Origin of the sequence: Rhizobium sp. B230/85 (genome assembly GCF_019355735.1) — a bacterium.
Classification (GTDB): Bacteria; Pseudomonadota; Alphaproteobacteria; order Rhizobiales; family Rhizobiaceae; genus Rhizobium; species Rhizobium rhododendri.
Genome location: NZ_CP072156.1, coordinates 153,104 through 166,601 on the forward strand (window position 1 = coordinate 153,104; position 13,498 = coordinate 166,601).

The 13,498-nt window shown below is 63.1% G+C and carries 16 protein-coding genes; 11 read left to right on the top strand and 5 right to left on the bottom strand.

Annotated features, from left to right (window positions below; genetic code table 11):
* Positions 1-383: 383 nt before the first annotated feature.
* Genes ccmB through J5289_RS00795 form a run of 4 tightly spaced genes read left to right on the top strand, consistent with a single transcriptional unit; the run spans position 384 to position 2,646 of the window.
* Positions 384-1,043, top strand: coding sequence for a heme exporter protein CcmB (gene ccmB / locus J5289_RS00780; RefSeq protein ID WP_111219658.1), 660 nt, complete (start codon positions 384-386; stop codon positions 1,041-1,043).
* Between the two features lie 58 nt (positions 1,044-1,101).
* A complete protein-coding gene (locus tag J5289_RS00785) occupies positions 1,102-1,863 on the top strand; it encodes a heme ABC transporter permease (RefSeq protein ID WP_209185292.1) in 762 nt (253 codons plus the stop codon).
* Positions 1,864-1,867: 4 nt separating this feature from the next.
* The gene (gene ccmD, locus J5289_RS00790) at positions 1,868-2,038 is read left to right on the top strand and encodes a heme exporter protein CcmD (protein WP_209185293.1); all 171 of its coding nucleotides are present in this window, start codon (positions 1,868-1,870) and stop codon (positions 2,036-2,038) included.
* Entirely contained in the window at positions 2,038-2,646 is a 609-nt protein-coding gene (locus tag J5289_RS00795) for a DsbE family thiol:disulfide interchange protein (protein ID WP_209185294.1), read from the top strand. Before ccmD ends, J5289_RS00795 begins: the two co-directional genes overlap by 1 nt.
* A gap of 170 nt (positions 2,647-2,816) precedes the next feature.
* Here J5289_RS00795 and J5289_RS00800 read toward each other — a convergent pair whose 3' ends face one another.
* The 5 genes from J5289_RS00800 to dapF all read right to left on the bottom strand — a co-directional run bounded on the left by J5289_RS00800 (position 2,817) and on the right by dapF (position 7,843).
* Complete coding sequence (locus J5289_RS00800; RefSeq protein ID WP_209185295.1) at positions 2,817-3,407, bottom strand: DUF2585 domain-containing protein; 591 nt, start codon at positions 3,405-3,407, stop codon at positions 2,817-2,819.
* The gene (locus J5289_RS00805; protein ID WP_209185296.1) at positions 3,404-4,057 is read right to left on the bottom strand and encodes a septation protein A; all 654 of its coding nucleotides are present in this window, start codon (positions 4,055-4,057) and stop codon (positions 3,404-3,406) included. Before J5289_RS00805 ends, J5289_RS00800 begins: the two co-directional genes overlap by 4 nt.
* Positions 4,058-4,131: 74 nt before the next feature.
* Entirely contained in the window at positions 4,132-5,652 is a 1,521-nt protein-coding gene (ftsY, locus tag J5289_RS00810; protein WP_209185297.1) for a signal recognition particle-docking protein FtsY, read from the bottom strand.
* Between the two features lie 14 nt (positions 5,653-5,666).
* Positions 5,667-6,941 carry a tRNA (N(6)-L-threonylcarbamoyladenosine(37)-C(2))-methylthiotransferase MtaB gene (gene mtaB, locus J5289_RS00815; RefSeq protein WP_209185298.1) on the bottom strand — a complete coding sequence of 425 codons (1,275 nt, stop codon included), beginning with the start codon at positions 6,939-6,941 and terminating at the stop codon, positions 5,667-5,669.
* On the bottom strand, positions 6,938-7,843 hold the full coding sequence (gene dapF / locus J5289_RS00820; RefSeq protein ID WP_209185299.1) for a diaminopimelate epimerase: 906 nt from the start codon (positions 7,841-7,843) through the stop codon (positions 6,938-6,940). The genes mtaB and dapF overlap by 4 nt, the downstream gene beginning before the upstream one ends.
* 125 nt (positions 7,844-7,968) lie before the next feature.
* Between dapF and J5289_RS00825 the strand changes: the two genes are divergently transcribed.
* The 7 genes from J5289_RS00825 (at position 7,969) to rplS (ending at position 13,389) form a co-directional block, all read left to right on the top strand.
* The gene (locus J5289_RS00825) at positions 7,969-8,253 is read left to right on the top strand and encodes a GIY-YIG nuclease family protein (RefSeq protein ID WP_209185300.1); all 285 of its coding nucleotides are present in this window, start codon (positions 7,969-7,971) and stop codon (positions 8,251-8,253) included.
* A gap of 600 nt (positions 8,254-8,853) precedes the next feature.
* On the top strand, positions 8,854-10,440 hold the full coding sequence (ffh, locus tag J5289_RS00830) for a signal recognition particle protein (RefSeq protein ID WP_142824653.1): 1,587 nt from the start codon (positions 8,854-8,856) through the stop codon (positions 10,438-10,440).
* A gap of 12 nt (positions 10,441-10,452) precedes the next feature.
* Positions 10,453-10,755: a chorismate mutase gene (locus J5289_RS00835; RefSeq protein ID WP_142824652.1), complete on the top strand. Its 303-nt coding sequence runs from the start codon at positions 10,453-10,455 to the stop codon at positions 10,753-10,755.
* A gap of 71 nt (positions 10,756-10,826) precedes the next feature.
* Positions 10,827-11,201 carry a 30S ribosomal protein S16 gene (gene rpsP, locus J5289_RS00840; protein WP_111219634.1) on the top strand — a complete coding sequence of 125 codons (375 nt, stop codon included), beginning with the start codon at positions 10,827-10,829 and terminating at the stop codon, positions 11,199-11,201.
* Between the two features lie 124 nt (positions 11,202-11,325).
* Positions 11,326-11,892 carry a ribosome maturation factor RimM gene (gene rimM / locus J5289_RS00845; RefSeq protein WP_111219632.1) on the top strand — a complete coding sequence of 189 codons (567 nt, stop codon included), beginning with the start codon at positions 11,326-11,328 and terminating at the stop codon, positions 11,890-11,892.
* A 5-nt stretch (positions 11,893-11,897) separates the two neighbouring features.
* Positions 11,898-12,596 (top strand): tRNA (guanosine(37)-N1)-methyltransferase TrmD, encoded by a 699-nt coding sequence (trmD, locus tag J5289_RS00850; RefSeq protein WP_209185301.1) that lies wholly within the window; start codon positions 11,898-11,900, stop codon positions 12,594-12,596.
* Between the two features lie 229 nt (positions 12,597-12,825).
* Positions 12,826-13,389, top strand: coding sequence for a 50S ribosomal protein L19 (gene rplS, locus J5289_RS00855; protein ID WP_142824650.1), 564 nt, complete (start codon positions 12,826-12,828; stop codon positions 13,387-13,389).
* Positions 13,390-13,498: the final 109 nt, after the last annotated feature.

A 13,498-nucleotide genomic window follows, 5' to 3' on the forward strand; every position in this document is an offset into this window, starting at 1 on the left:
CGCAATGCACAAGCCAATCGGGCTGGGCATCGCATGCGGTCCGGTGATGACAGGTTTTGCTGCTTCCGGAGAGGAGTCATGCGATTGATCGCTTGGCCCCTACCACTCCCAACCCCACACTCTGACCGTGCGGCCTCTCTCCCACACGTGCAGGCCCACTATATGTCCCTCATTCCCAACCCCCTCTTCCCTCATTCCTGTGCTTGTCACAGGAATCCAGCCACGGCGCGTCTGCGCCGTGAGACGACTCACTGTTGCTCGGCAAAGAGGCTTTCGCCCAAGGACTTGGGCGACTGGATTCCTGTGACTAGCACAGGAATGAGGGAGGTGGATGCCTTGCCCTCCGAAGCTTGCAACTGCCCTCGCCATGTCGGAGGCGGACAATGATCGCTCTCTTTCTTCGCGACCTCAAGCTTTCCGTTCGCTCTGGCGGCGGTGCGCTGATCGGGGTGCTGTTCTTTCTGACCGTCGTTGCCGTGATCCCCTTCGGTGTCGGGCCGGACCTGAAACTGCTTGCCCGCATCGGGCCGGCTATCGTCTGGATCGGTGCGCTGCTGTCGGCGTTGCTCGGCCTCGACCGGCTGTTCCAGGCGGAGCGCGATGACGGCTCGCTCGATCTGCTGTTGATGCAGGAAACGCCGCTGGTGCTGACCGTGCTCGTCAAATGCGCGGCCCACTGGACAGCCACGGGGCTGCCGCTGGTGATCGCCTCGCCGCTTCTCGGGCTGTTCATGAACATGAGCGAGACGGCGATCGGCGCCACCATGCTGACGTTGCTGGTCGGCTCGCCGGCCATCACGCTGATCGGCGCGGTCGGTGCTGCCGTTGCCGTTGCCCTGCCGCGCGGCGGCTTGCTGGTGTCGATCCTGATCCTGCCGCTGGCTATCCCGGTGCTGATCTTCGGTGTTTCCGCCACCTATGCCGCCGTCGAAGGCCCGGCCCCGTTCCTGCCGCCCTTCCTGATCCTCATCGCCCTGACGCTGTTCTTCGCGGTCCTCGGACCGGCCGCCGCTGCGCTGGCTCTCAGGAGCACGCCGGATTGATCGCCTTGCCAGCAGCCTTTGAATTGCAGGCTTCACAATATCGCGCTAAGGAAAATCGATGAGCGAAGTCAGCCCGACACTGAGCCGGTTTTCCGATCTGGCCAACCCGACCCGGTTTCTGGCGCTGGCAAGCCGCGTCATTCCCTGGCTGGCTGCGCTGACGGCGATGCTCTCGGTCATCGGAATATACCTCTGTTTCTCGACGGATGCGGACTACCAGCAGGGCGACACCGTGCGGATCATGTACATCCACGTGCCGGCCGCCTGGCTGTCGATGATGTGCTATACGGTGATGAGCGTGGCTGCCATCGGCACGCTGGTCTGGCGCCATCCGCTGGCCGATGTTGCCGCCAAGGCCGCGGCCCCGCTCGGCGCCGCCTTCACCCTGCTGGCGCTGGTAACCGGCTCGCTCTGGGGCAAGCCGATGTGGGGCACCTACTGGGTCTGGGATGCCCGCCTGACCTCCGTCTTCATCCTGTTCCTGATGTATCTCGGCCTGATCGCGCTCAATCGCGCCATCGACGATCCCTCGCGCGGTGCGCGGGTGAGCGCGGTGCTGATCCTCGTCGGCTTCGTCAACATCCCGATCATCAAGTTTTCGGTCGAGTGGTGGAACACGCTGCACCAGTCGGAAAGCATCATGCGACTAGACGGCCCGACCATCGCGCCGGAATTTCTCTGGCCGCTGTTCGTCATGGCGCTGGCCTTTACGCTGCTATTCTTCACGCTGCACCTGATGGCGATCCGCAATGAGATCTGGCGCCGCCGCATAGCCGCCCAGCGCCGCCTTGCCGCCCGCATGGCAAGCCGGGAGGGCTAAGACGATGGACCACGCCTTCTACGTCTATGGCTCCTACGGCTTTGCCGCACTGACCGTGATCGCACTCATCAGCTGGACCTGGATCGACGGTCGCCTGCGTCGCCGCGAACTGGCGGCGCTGGAAGCCTCCGGTATCCGCCGGCGCTCGCAGCGCAAGAAGGAAGCCACGTCCTGATGGCCGAAAGCACCGATCAGCACCCGGCGCCAAAGCCGCGCGGTCTAGGCCGCTATGCCGCAGCCCTGCTGCCATTGTTGGTGTTCGGGGTGATTGCCGGCACGGCTGGCAAGATGCTCTACGACCAGGATTTTCACGGCAAGGACATCGCCACCATTCCCTCGGCCCTGATTGGCCGGAAAGCGCCGTCGCTGGCGCTGCCGCCACTCGATGGCGCCAATCTGCCGGCGCTGACGGATGCGGCGATCAAGGGCAAGCTGACGCTGGTCAACGTCTTTGCGTCCTGGTGCATTCCCTGCCGCGAGGAACATCCGCTGCTGAAGGAACTGGCGAAAGACGGGCGGCTGAATGTGGTTGCCATCAACTACAAGGACCAGCCGGAGAATGCCTTGCGCTTCCTTGGCGAACTCGGCAATCCGTTCAAGGCGATCGGCATCGATCCGAGGGGCGCAGCCGCAATCGACTGGGGCGTCTACGGAATCCCCGAATCCTACCTCGTCGCACCTGACGGCACCATCGTCTACAAACGCGTCGGCCCGTTCGATGCTCTCAGCCTGAAGGAAGGCCTGTACCCGGCAATCGACAAGGCCCTGGGACACGGTTCGTAGCATCATACGCTTGCTATTGCCCGCACCGCGCAGCGGGCGACCGCTCGCACCTGGCTACCCCAAACGCGTCAGTCGCCGCCCTTTCCTCCCTCACCCCTGTGCTTGTCACAGGAATGAGGGGCGTGGGGTAACCCTTTGAAAACGAGATTTTACAGCGCAGCCTGCCAGACCTAAAGCGCCGCCTGCCAGGTCTTGACTGCGTCGACCGGCCAGACCAGCATCAGCACGTTCAGGGTGAGGTTGTCGCGGATCAGCCAGCCGGTGAGGAGTTCGAAGAAGATGGCGATGGCTATCGTCAGCCAGACGGGCGCCCGCCAGGCAAAGAAGAAGCCGACGGCCATGAACACGGTATCCATCGCCGAATTCAGGATGCTGTCGCCGACATAGGCGAGCGAGATCGTCGTCGCCCGGTAGCGGTCGATGATGATGGGCGAGTTTTCGAGGATCTCCCAACCCGATTCGATCAGCATGGCAACGAACAGCCGCATGGACAGGGGTTTTGCCCGCAGGATCAGATGCGTCAGGCCAAAAAACAGGAAGCCGTGGATGATGTGCGACGGCGTGTACCAGTCGGCAAGATGCTGCGAGTTGCCGCTGGAATTGACCGCAGGCTCGAACAATTTGACGTATCCGCAGGTGCAGATGGCAACCCGCCCCATCAGGTGCTCGGCAACGATCTGTACCAGCAGCACCGCCAGGCAAGCGACGAACCAAGCCGTATGACGGCTCGCCTGGCGCTGCGTGTCGCCGACGACCGTCATTTCTCCGCGTCCGTGGCAGCAGGCGGCTGCACCGTGTGCTTCATGATCAGCGGCATCTGCGAAAGCGTGAACAGGATGGTGATCGGCATCGTCCCCCAGACCTTGAAGGCGACCCAGAAATCATCGGAGAAATTCCGCCAGATGACTTCGTTGAGCACGGCCAGGAACAGGAAGAACACGCCCCAGCGCACGCTCAGCTTGCGCCAGCCCTCGGCATCGAGCTGGAAGGCGGCGTTGAAGACATAGCCGAGCAGCGACTTGCCGAACAGCAGGCCGCCGAGCAACGCGCAGCCGAACAGCGCATTGATGATCGTCGGCTTCATCTTGATGAAGGTCTCGTCCTGCAGGTAGATCGACAGCGAGCCGAATACCAGCACGACGATGCCGGAGACGAACGGCATGATCGGCAGGTGGCCGAGCACGAATTTCGAGACGATCAGCGACAGGATTGTTGCGGCCATGAACAACCCGGTGGCGACAAACAGCGGACCGCCCAGCGCTGAAAGCGCCGGGAACTGCGCCACCAGCCAGGGGCCGCGCAGGTTGGCAAAGAAGAACACCATCAGCGGCCCGATCTCGAGCGCCATCTTCAACATCGGATTCTGACGATCCGCCGTGCTGGGTGTTACGTCGCTTTCGCTGCTCGTCATTATCCGTCCTGACCCTGGTCCAAAATCCCGTTGCGCCATGATCGGCGTCGATGGCTTATCTATGGCGCCGGTTGCTATCCGTCGATCCCCGCAATCGCCTGGGCGAACTCCTCGGCCTCGAACGGCTCGAGATCGTCCACCCCCTCGCCGACGCCGATGAAATAGACCGGCAGCTTATGCTTGGCCGAGATGGCGACAAGAATGCCGCCGCGGGCGGTGCCGTCAAGCTTGGTCATGATAAGACCGTTAACGCCGGCGACATTACGGAAGATCTCGACCTGGTTGAGCGCATTCTGGCCGGTCGTCGCATCCAGCGTCTGCAGCACGGTGTGCGGCGCCTCGGGATCGAGCTTGCCGAGCACGCGGACGATCTTTTCGAGCTCGTCCATCAGCTCCTTCTTGTTCTGCAGCCGGCCGGCAGTGTCGATGATCAACACGTCGGTGCCATCGGCTTTCGCCTGCTGGAAGGCGTCGAAGGCGAGACCGGAGGCATCGGCACCGATCTTGGTGCCGACAAAGGTCGACTTCGTGCGGTCGGCCCAGATCTTCAGTTGCTCGATGGCCGCAGCGCGGAACGTATCGCCGGCAGCAACCATCACCTTCAGGCCGGAGCCCGACAGTTTGGACGCCAGCTTGCCGATTGTCGTGGTCTTGCCGGTTCCGTTGACGCCGACCACGAGGATAACGTGCGGCTTGTGGCTGAGGTCGAGCTGCAGGGGCTTGGCCACCGGCTTCAGCACCTTGACGATTTCGGCCGCCATGATGCGGCTGACATCCTCGCCGGACACATCCTTGCCGTAGCGCTCCGAGGCCAGCGCATCGGTGATGCGCAGCGCCGTCTCGACGCCGAGGTCGGCCTGGATCAGAAGGTCCTCGAGGTCCTGCAGCGTCTGGTCGTCGAGCTTGCGCTTGGTAAACAGCGCCGTGATCTGGCCGGTCAGCTGCGACGAGGTCCGCGACAGGCCTGCACGCAGGCGCTGGAACCAGGTGGTCTTCGGGGCTTCGGGGACGGGCGCGACAATGGCGGGACCGGTGGAAAAGCCCTTGGGGAGAATGGGAGGGGACGGGATGGTTGGCTGCGGCGCCAGAGCGCCCCCCTCTGTCAGCTTCGCCGACATCTCCCCCACGAGGGGGGAGATTGGCGCCGGAACGGCCTCGGATGTGAAATCAGCCAGGCTGTCGAGGATTGTCGTCGGAGCCGCGCCACTCTCCTTCTGATCTCCCCCCTTGTGGGGGAGATGTCCCACAGGGACAGAGGGGGGTGTCGCCCCACCCTCGGGAATCTCAGCCTCGGCTTCGAGCAACGCCAGTGGCGTCACGCCGAGATCGTCCAGCGCAGTGACGACCGGCAGGATCGGCGGCGTATCGTCCTCGGCATCGCCAACGATCCCATCGGCCGCAGGCCCACCGGCTGTCTCCATTTCCGCCGGCAAGACCGGATCGGCAGCCTCGGGCAGATGCTCCTCGCGGCTCTTCGGCTCCAGCTCTGCGGCAAGACCCTTGTCTTCGTCCGGCAGCAACTCGGCCGGAACCTCGTTGAAGCCCGGCTGGTCGTGGCGGAAGGTGAAGACTTTTTTGATGAAACCGATCGCCATGAAAATTCCGTCAGTCAGGCCGCGTTTGCGGCGTCAAGTTGTATATCGAGGCGCTTGCCGTCGTGGCCGGTGATGACGGCCGGGACTAGCGCACGAGGCGCAAGGCCAGGAGCCGCGACAAGCGTGAAGTTTTCCGTATGCGCCATACCGTTGTTTTCGACAAGCAGCCATTGCATCGTGCCGACCATGCCATCCAGATGGGATTGCTGCAGCCGAAGACCAGTGGCACGCAGCCGGGCTGCCCGCTCCTTGACGACGGCCCGGTCGAGCTGTGGCATGCGCGCTGCCGGCGTCTCCGGCCGCGGACTATAAGGAAACACATGCAGATGGGCGATCCCGGCTTCTTCCGCCATACTCACCGCATTCTCGAACATCGCTTCTGTCTCGGTCGGGAAGCCGGCGATCATGTCGGCGCCGAGGCTGATACCCGGCCGCAGCCGCCGGACCTCGGCGCAGAAGGCGAGCGCCTCGGCACGCGAATGGCGGCGCTTCATCCGCTTCAGGATCATGTCGTCGCCATGCTGCAGAGACAGGTGCAGATGCGGCATGAAGCGCGGCTCGTCGGCGATCAGGTCGATCAGGTGCCGGTCGGCCTCGATGCTGTCGATCGACGACAGCCGCAGCCGGCGGATTTCGGGCACTTGGCGCAAAAGGGTCTTGGCCAGCATCCCCAGCGTCGGCCGGCCCGGCAGGTCGCCGCCATAGCTGGTGGCATCGACGCCCGTCAGCACGATCTCGACATAGCCTGACGCCACAAGCTGGCGTGCCTGCTCGACAACTGATCCCATCGGCACCGAGCGGGAATTGCCCCGTCCGTAGGGGATGATGCAGAAAGTGCAGCGGTGGTCGCAGCCGTTCTGCACCTGGATGAAGGCGCGGACATGCCCGTCGATGTGTTTGACCATCTGCGGCGCCGTGTGGCGGACGCTCATGATGTCGTTGACGCGCAGCTTTTCTTCCGCCGAAACGCCGAAATCAGGCAATGCCCGGTAAGAGGTTTGGGCCAGCTTTTCTTCGTTGCCGAGCACCATGTCGACCTCGGGCATCTCGGCAAAGGTCTGCTTCTCGGTCTGGGCAGCACAACCTGAAACGATGATGCGGGCATGCGGATTGTCGCGTCGCGCCCGCCGGATCGCCTGGCGCGCCTGGCGAACTGCCTCGCCCGTCACCGCGCAGGTGTTGACGAGGATGGCATTGTTCAGCCCGGCCTTCTCAGCCTCGCCTCGCATCACTTCGGATTCGTAGGTATTGAGCCTGCAGCCGAAGGTAATGACCTGCACGCCGCTCACCGCACCGACGCCACTTCGGAGTGTTCGTCGCGCGAAAACACGCCCGTCGCCGGATCAACCCTGCCCGACCACTCCCATTCGGCCGGACCCGTCATGACGACGTGATCGTCGTCGCGCCATTCGATCTGAAGCTTGCCGCGCGGCACGCTGCTGGCAACGTCGATCTCGACGGTGCGACCGGTGCGGCCGGTGCGCGCAGCACTGACGCCGGCGGCACAGGCGGCAGATCCGCAGGCAAGCGTCAGCCCGGCGCCGCGCTCCCAGGTGCGGGTGATCATAGACGACGGCGAGGTCACCTGCGCCAGTGTGATATTGGCCTTTTCGGGAAACATCGGATGGTTTTCGAGCATCGGTCCGAAACGGGCGAGATCGTAAGACATCACGTCGCGCTCGACCCAGAAGATCGCGTGCGGATTACCCATCGACATCACGGCAGGCGAATGCAGGATCGGCGCGTCGATCGGGCCTATCTGCAGTTCGATACGGCTGGTGTCGAAGAACTCTTCCGACAGCGGGATCCTGCCCCATTCGAACACCGGCTTGCCCATGTCGACCGAAATCGTCCCGTCGTCGTGCTCGACTGCATTGAGGACGCCGGCGACGGTCTGGAAGGTGAAAACCTTGCGGCCGGTCTCCGACGACAGCGCCTGCACGACGCAGCGCGTACCGTTGCCGCAGGCCTGCGCCTTGGTGCCATCGCAGTTGAGGATATCGATCCAGGCGTCGGTGCCCTGGGCCTTCGGGTCGTGGATGGCCATGATCTGGTCGAACTGCGTGGCCGGATCGGCATTCAGCGCAATCGCTGCCGCCGGCGTCACCTTGTCCTTGCGACCGCGCATGTCGACGACCAGGATCTTGTTGCCAAGCCCGTTCATCCGCGCAAATTCGACCGTGTCACCCATCAGACGTTCCATTGTTGGAGCCTGTATATGGCGGAAATGGCCGCGAATTACCAGTCTCGGCTCAAGACAGGCCGCCTACCTCGCCAAGCTTGACCAATAGCAACCTAAGCGAGCACATTGAGCCTATGACCGGCTACACCTACATCGTCACGAACCACAAGCACGGCACCCTCTACATCGGAGTGACCTCGGACCTCGCACGCCGCATCCACGAACACCGCGAAGCCCTCACCCCCGGCTTCACCGCCACATACGGCTGCCGGCAACTGGCCTGGTACGAAGAGCACTTCAACATCCAGGACGCCATCCAGCGCGAAAAGTCCCTCAAGCGCTGGTATCGCCAATGGAAGATCGATCTGATCGAAAAAACCAACCCGGATTGGAGGGACCTGTATTACGAGCTGTGGTGAACATGGTGGTCCTCGGGTCGAGCCCGAGGATGACGAATTGTGGGGGCTTGGCTTTGTCGATGCAAGGGCTGCGTTTGAGGCGCCAACTTCAGAATGACGGTCATCCGCTAAAGCCTGTCGACAAGCCCGCACCAACCACCCAGCACCACCGCCCCATACCGTCCACACGCACCACCTTCAAACGGCAACCCCACCCACGGGGTTCCTCATCCTCGGGCTTGACCCGAGGATCCAAACGCAAGCCACCGCCGGAGGACGACGAACCCCAAGGGCTGGGCTTTCCCAAAACAAGCACAGCCCCCCGGAATTACCCATCCCGCACTCGCGACGGGGCAATTTCCTCGCCGATCTTGACTTTCCCGCCCAATTGCTGTTTACCGCGCCCATCTGCGACGAGCTCAAGCCTCCTAGCCGCCGACCGGGACCCCGCAAGGGAATTGGATCCCGGAGGTCAACACCCGACAGCGCGATGCGCCCTCGGGTGCTTTTTGGCTTTGCGTCTTGTTTTCGTCAAGGAAAAGAACAAAGTTTCCGGCCGACGCCGCGCGATGCCCTGAGGCGATATGCGGTCAAAAAACCGGAAGCGAGAAGGAAGAGCTGATGTTTGAAAACCTCCAGGACCGACTTGGCTCCATTCTGAATGGACTGACCGGCCGTGGCGCTTTGTCGGAAGCCGATGTTTCCGCAGCGCTGCGCGAGGTTCGCCGTGCTCTTCTCGAAGCCGACGTGGCGCTCGACGTCGTGCGTGGCTTTACCGATCGCGTCCGTGAAAAGGCCATCGGCGCCGAAGTCCTGAAGTCGATCAAGCCCGGCCAGATGGTCGTCAAGATCGTTCATGACGAGCTGATCGAGATGCTCGGTGCCGACAGCGTCGGCGTCGATTTGAATGCGCCGGCCCCCGTCGTCATCATGATGGTCGGCCTGCAGGGCTCGGGCAAGACCACGACATCGGCCAAGATTGCCCACCGTCTGACGACACGGGACCGCAAGAAGGTGCTGATGGCATCGCTCGATACGCGGCGCCCGGCCGCCCAGGAGCAGTTGCGCCAGCTCGGCGTGCAGGCCTCCATCGACGTGCTGCCGATCATTGCCGGCCAGTCACCGACAGACATTGCCGCCCGCGCGGTGCAGGCTGCCCGCCTTGGCGGCCACGATGTCGTCATCCTCGACACCGCCGGTCGCACCCATATCGACGAGCCGCTGATGGTCGAGATGGCCGAGATCAAGCGCAAGTCCAACCCGCACGAAATCCTGCTGGTCGCCGATAGCCTGACCGGCCAGGACGCGGTCAATCTTGCCCGGAATTTCGACGAGCGCGTCGGCATCACCGGTCTTGTGCTGACCCGCATGGACGGCGACGGCCGTGGCGGTGCGGCCCTTTCGATGCGCGCCGTCACCGGCAAGCCGATCAAGCTGATCGGTACCGGCGAAAAAATGGGCGAGCTGGAAGAGTTCCATCCGCGCCGCATCGCCGACCGCATTCTCGGCATGGGCGACATCGTCTCGCTCGTCGAGCGTGCCGCCGAGAATATCGACGCCGAGAAGGCGTCTGCCATGGCCGCCAAGATGGCCAAGGGCAAGTTTGACCTCAACGACCTCGCCGACCAGCTGCGCCAGATGCAGAAGATGGGCGGCATGGGCGGCATCATGGGAATGATGCCCGGCATGTCGGGCATGAAGGACAAGATGGCCGCCGCCGGCCTCGACGACAAGCTGTTTGGCCGCCAGATCGCCATCATCCAGTCGATGACCAAGGCCGAGCGCGCCAATCCGGATATCCTCAAGCATTCCCGCAAGAAGCGCATCGCCGCCGGCTCCGGTACCGATTCCGCCGCTATCAACAAGCTCCTGAAGATGCACCGCCAGATGGCCGACATGATGAAAGCCATGGGGGCTAAGGGCAAGGGCGGCATGATGAAGCAGATGATGGGTGGCCTTGCCGGCAAGATGGGCCTCGGCGGCATGGGCGGAATGGGCGGCATGCCCGATCTTTCCAGCCTCGATCCGAAGCAGCTGGAAGCCCTGCAGAAGCAGGCGGAGGCGGCTGGCCTCGGCCGTCCCGGCAGCATGCCCGGGCTTGGTGGCATGGGCGGTGGAATGGGTGGCCTGCCGGGTCTCGGCGGCCCCAAGCTTCCCGGCCTTGGCGGTGGTTTTCCTGGCCTGCCCGGCCTGCCGAAGAAGAAGTAAGGGAGCGCCCTAATGACCGATAACGACGTCAAGACCCAGCTTTCCGGCTACCGTCAGTCGATCGACAACATCGACGCCGCGCTGGTCCACATGTTGGCCGAACGCTTCAGCTGCACCAAGGCAGTCGGCGTTCTCAAGGCCAAGTACAATTTGCCGCCGGCTGATCCGGCGCGCGAGGAATACCAGATCGAACGTCTGCGGCGGCTTGCCAAAGATGCCGATCTGGACCCGGATTTCGCCGAGAAGTTTCTGAACTTCGTCATTACCGAAGTCATCCGGCACCACGAACAGATCGCCGCCGAATTCAAGGCATGATCGACAAGAACTGAAAGACAAAAGGCCGCCCGCCAAGGCGTCCTGACAACACTCTGAAGGAGTATGATACAATGGCACTGAAAATTCGTCTCGCCCGCGGTGGCTCCAAGAAGCGTCCTTACTACCACGTCGTCGTTGCCGACGCCCGTTCGCCACGCGACGGTCGCTTCCTCGAAAAGGTCGGCTCGTGGAACCCGATGCTCGCCAAGGAAGATGCCAAGCGCGTCGAACTCGACACCGCCCGCATCCAGCATTGGATCGACCAGGGCGCCCAGCCGACCGACCGCGTCCTGCGCTTCCTGTCTGAAGCTGGCGTTGCCAAGCGCGATCCGCGCAGCAACCCGGAAAAGGCAAAGCCAGGCAAGAAGGCCGAAGAGCGTATCGCTGAACGCGCCCAGAAGGCTGCCGACATCGCCGCCGCTGCCGAGACTGCTGCTGCCGAATAAGCCGTCACAGGCAATCACCGGGGCGGGTGGCATGGAGACATGCCGCCCGCTTTTTATTTGCCATCGTTCTCCGTTCCTCTATGAGAAGAACGATGTTCACCCTCATTCGATCTGCGGCATAGTCATGGCGAAACTCCAAAACCCCATTCTGATGGCCACACTTGGCGGCGCGCAGGGCCTGCGCGGCGAAGTCAGGGCGCGCTCCTATACGTCCGATCCGATGGCGCTTGCCGAATACGGCAATCTGCACGCCGCCGATGGCCGCACGTTCGAGGTGCTGGACATCCGCGCCAGCAAGACTGTCGTCATCATCCGGTTTCGCGGCATCAACGACCGTGAGGCTGCCGAGGCGCTGAACGGCCTCGAGCTGTTCGTCGAACGCGAGGACCTGCCGGACGACGAACTCGACGACGACGAATTCTTCTACGCCGACCTCGAGGGTCTGGAAGTCGTCGATGCCAAGGGCGTCGGCTACGGCGTCGTCAGCGGCGTCTACGATTTTGGCGCCGGCGACCTGCTGGAACTGAAGGGGCCGGGCAAGCGCCCCGTGCTGATCCCCTTTTCCGAAGCAGCCGTGCTGGAGATCGACCTCGAGAACCGCAAGGTGCTGATCGACCCGATGGCTGCCGGTCTGATTGACGATCCGACCGACATCGGCCAGCCGCCGAAAACCGACCGCCCGAAGAAGTAGGTCAGATGAGTTTCCGGGCGACCATCCTGACGCTCTATCCCGAGATGTTTCCCGGCCACCTCGCGACATCTCTTGCAGGCAAGGCGTCGGCGCGCGGCCAGTGGTCGCTCGACACGCTGCAGATCCGCGATTTTGCCACCGATCGCCACCGCACCGTCGACGACACGCCGGCCGGCGGAGGCGCCGGCATGGTGTTGAAGCCAGACGTGCTCGCCCGCGCCATCGACCACGCCGGATCGGGAGATGGTCGCCCCCGCCTGCTGATGAGCCCGCGCGGAAAGCCCTTGACGCAGCAACGCGTCCGCCAGCTGGCGGCGGGGCCGGGCGTCGTCATCGTCTGCGGCCGCTTCGAGGGCGTCGACCAGCGTGTGATCGATGCCCGCGACCTCGAGGAAATCTCGATTGGCGACTACATCCTCTCCGGCGGCGAACCGGCAGCGCTGGTGCTGCTGGATGCCATCATCCGCATCCTGCCCGGCGTCATGGGCAACGACCTCTCCGGGACGCACGAGAGCTTCGAAAACGGCATGCTGGAGCACCCGCATTATACGCGCCCGCAGCAATGGGAAGGCCGCGAAATCCCGGCTGTCCTGACATCGGGCAACCACGGCGCCATCGCCAGGTGGCAGGCCGAGGAGGCCTTGAAGCTGACACGAGCGCGCCGGCCCGACCTGCTCGACGATGCCGACGTGTCCGGCCGCTGATATCGGCCCCATTGCCGACAGCCCGGATCGAGAAAAATACGGCGCGAGGGATGACAAACCTTGCATTTTGGTGTAACTGCCCACGCGGACATGGGGTCAACCCCGTCGACCAGCAAAGAAATAATAGTGAATTCGCCCCCGTCCGAAAGGACAAGATCCCGCGGCATCGACCTACGGATACTGGCAGGGCGCTCTGGCTGTTTCAGAAGAACTCGAAAAGGTTAGACCAATGAACATCATTCAGGAACTGGAAGCCGAACAGGCTGCCAAGATCTTAGCCGTACGCAAGCTGCCGGAATTCTCCCCGGGCGATACGCTCCGCGTCAACGTCAAGGTAACCGAAGGTACGCGCACCCGCGTGCAGGCCTATGAGGGCGTCTGCATCGGCCGTTCGGGCGGTGGCATCCACGAGAACTTCACGGTTCGCAAGATTTCCTACGGCGAAGGCGTCGAGCGCGTATTCCCGATGTATTCGCCGATGATCGAAAGCGTCGACGTTGTCCGTCGCGGTAAGGTCCGTCGCGCCAAGCTGTACTACCTGCGCGATCGTCGCGGCAAGTCGGCTCGTATCGTTGAAGACACCGGTATCCGCGCCCGCAAGCTGAACGACGCCGAGCGCGCTGCAATGGCCGAAGAGAAGGCCCGCATCGAAGCTGAGAAGGTCGCAGCAGCACAGGCACTGGCCGCCGAGAAGGCAGCAGCCGAAGCCGCTGAAGCAAAAGCCGCCGACGAAGCAGCAAAGGCGAAGGCCGCTGAAGAAGCCGCCGCTGCCGCCGAACCTGCTGCAGAATAAGCCTTCAGGCTTTGACGCAAAAATAGTATCTGGAAAGGGCGGTCTTTGGGCCGCCTTTTCTGTTTTTATCGTCCCGGCCATGCCATTGCCCTTGCCAGCGACTTTGCAC

Bases quoted from the DNA above. Each gene is read 5' to 3' on its own strand.
- ffh (WP_142824653.1), top strand. From the start codon at position 8,854: ATGTTTGAAAACCTCCAGGACCGACTTGGCTCCATTCTGAATGGACTG.
- ccmB (WP_111219658.1), top strand. From the start codon at position 384: ATGATCGCTCTCTTTCTTCGCGACCTCAAGCTTTCCGTTCGCTCTGGC.
- J5289_RS00795 (WP_209185294.1), top strand. From the start codon at position 2,038: ATGGCCGAAAGCACCGATCAGCACCCGGCGCCAAAGCCGCGCGGTCTA.
- rplS (WP_142824650.1), top strand. From the start codon at position 12,826: ATGAACATCATTCAGGAACTGGAAGCCGAACAGGCTGCCAAGATCTTA.
- J5289_RS00800 (WP_209185295.1), bottom strand. From the start codon at position 3,407: ATGACGGTCGTCGGCGACACGCAGCGCCAGGCGAGCCGTCATACGGCT.
- J5289_RS00825 (WP_209185300.1), top strand. From the start codon at position 7,969: ATGACCGGCTACACCTACATCGTCACGAACCACAAGCACGGCACCCTC.
- rpsP (WP_111219634.1), top strand. From the start codon at position 10,827: ATGGCACTGAAAATTCGTCTCGCCCGCGGTGGCTCCAAGAAGCGTCCT.
- trmD (WP_209185301.1), top strand. From the start codon at position 11,898: ATGAGTTTCCGGGCGACCATCCTGACGCTCTATCCCGAGATGTTTCCC.
- ccmD (WP_209185293.1), top strand. From the start codon at position 1,868: ATGGACCACGCCTTCTACGTCTATGGCTCCTACGGCTTTGCCGCACTG.
- J5289_RS00805 (WP_209185296.1), bottom strand. From the start codon at position 4,057: ATGACGAGCAGCGAAAGCGACGTAACACCCAGCACGGCGGATCGTCAG.
- rimM (WP_111219632.1), top strand. From the start codon at position 11,326: ATGGCGAAACTCCAAAACCCCATTCTGATGGCCACACTTGGCGGCGCG.
- ftsY (WP_209185297.1), bottom strand. From the start codon at position 5,652: ATGGCGATCGGTTTCATCAAAAAAGTCTTCACCTTCCGCCACGACCAG.
- dapF (WP_209185299.1), bottom strand. From the start codon at position 7,843: ATGGGTGACACGGTCGAATTTGCGCGGATGAACGGGCTTGGCAACAAG.
- J5289_RS00785 (WP_209185292.1), top strand. From the start codon at position 1,102: ATGAGCGAAGTCAGCCCGACACTGAGCCGGTTTTCCGATCTGGCCAAC.
- J5289_RS00835 (WP_142824652.1), top strand. From the start codon at position 10,453: ATGACCGATAACGACGTCAAGACCCAGCTTTCCGGCTACCGTCAGTCG.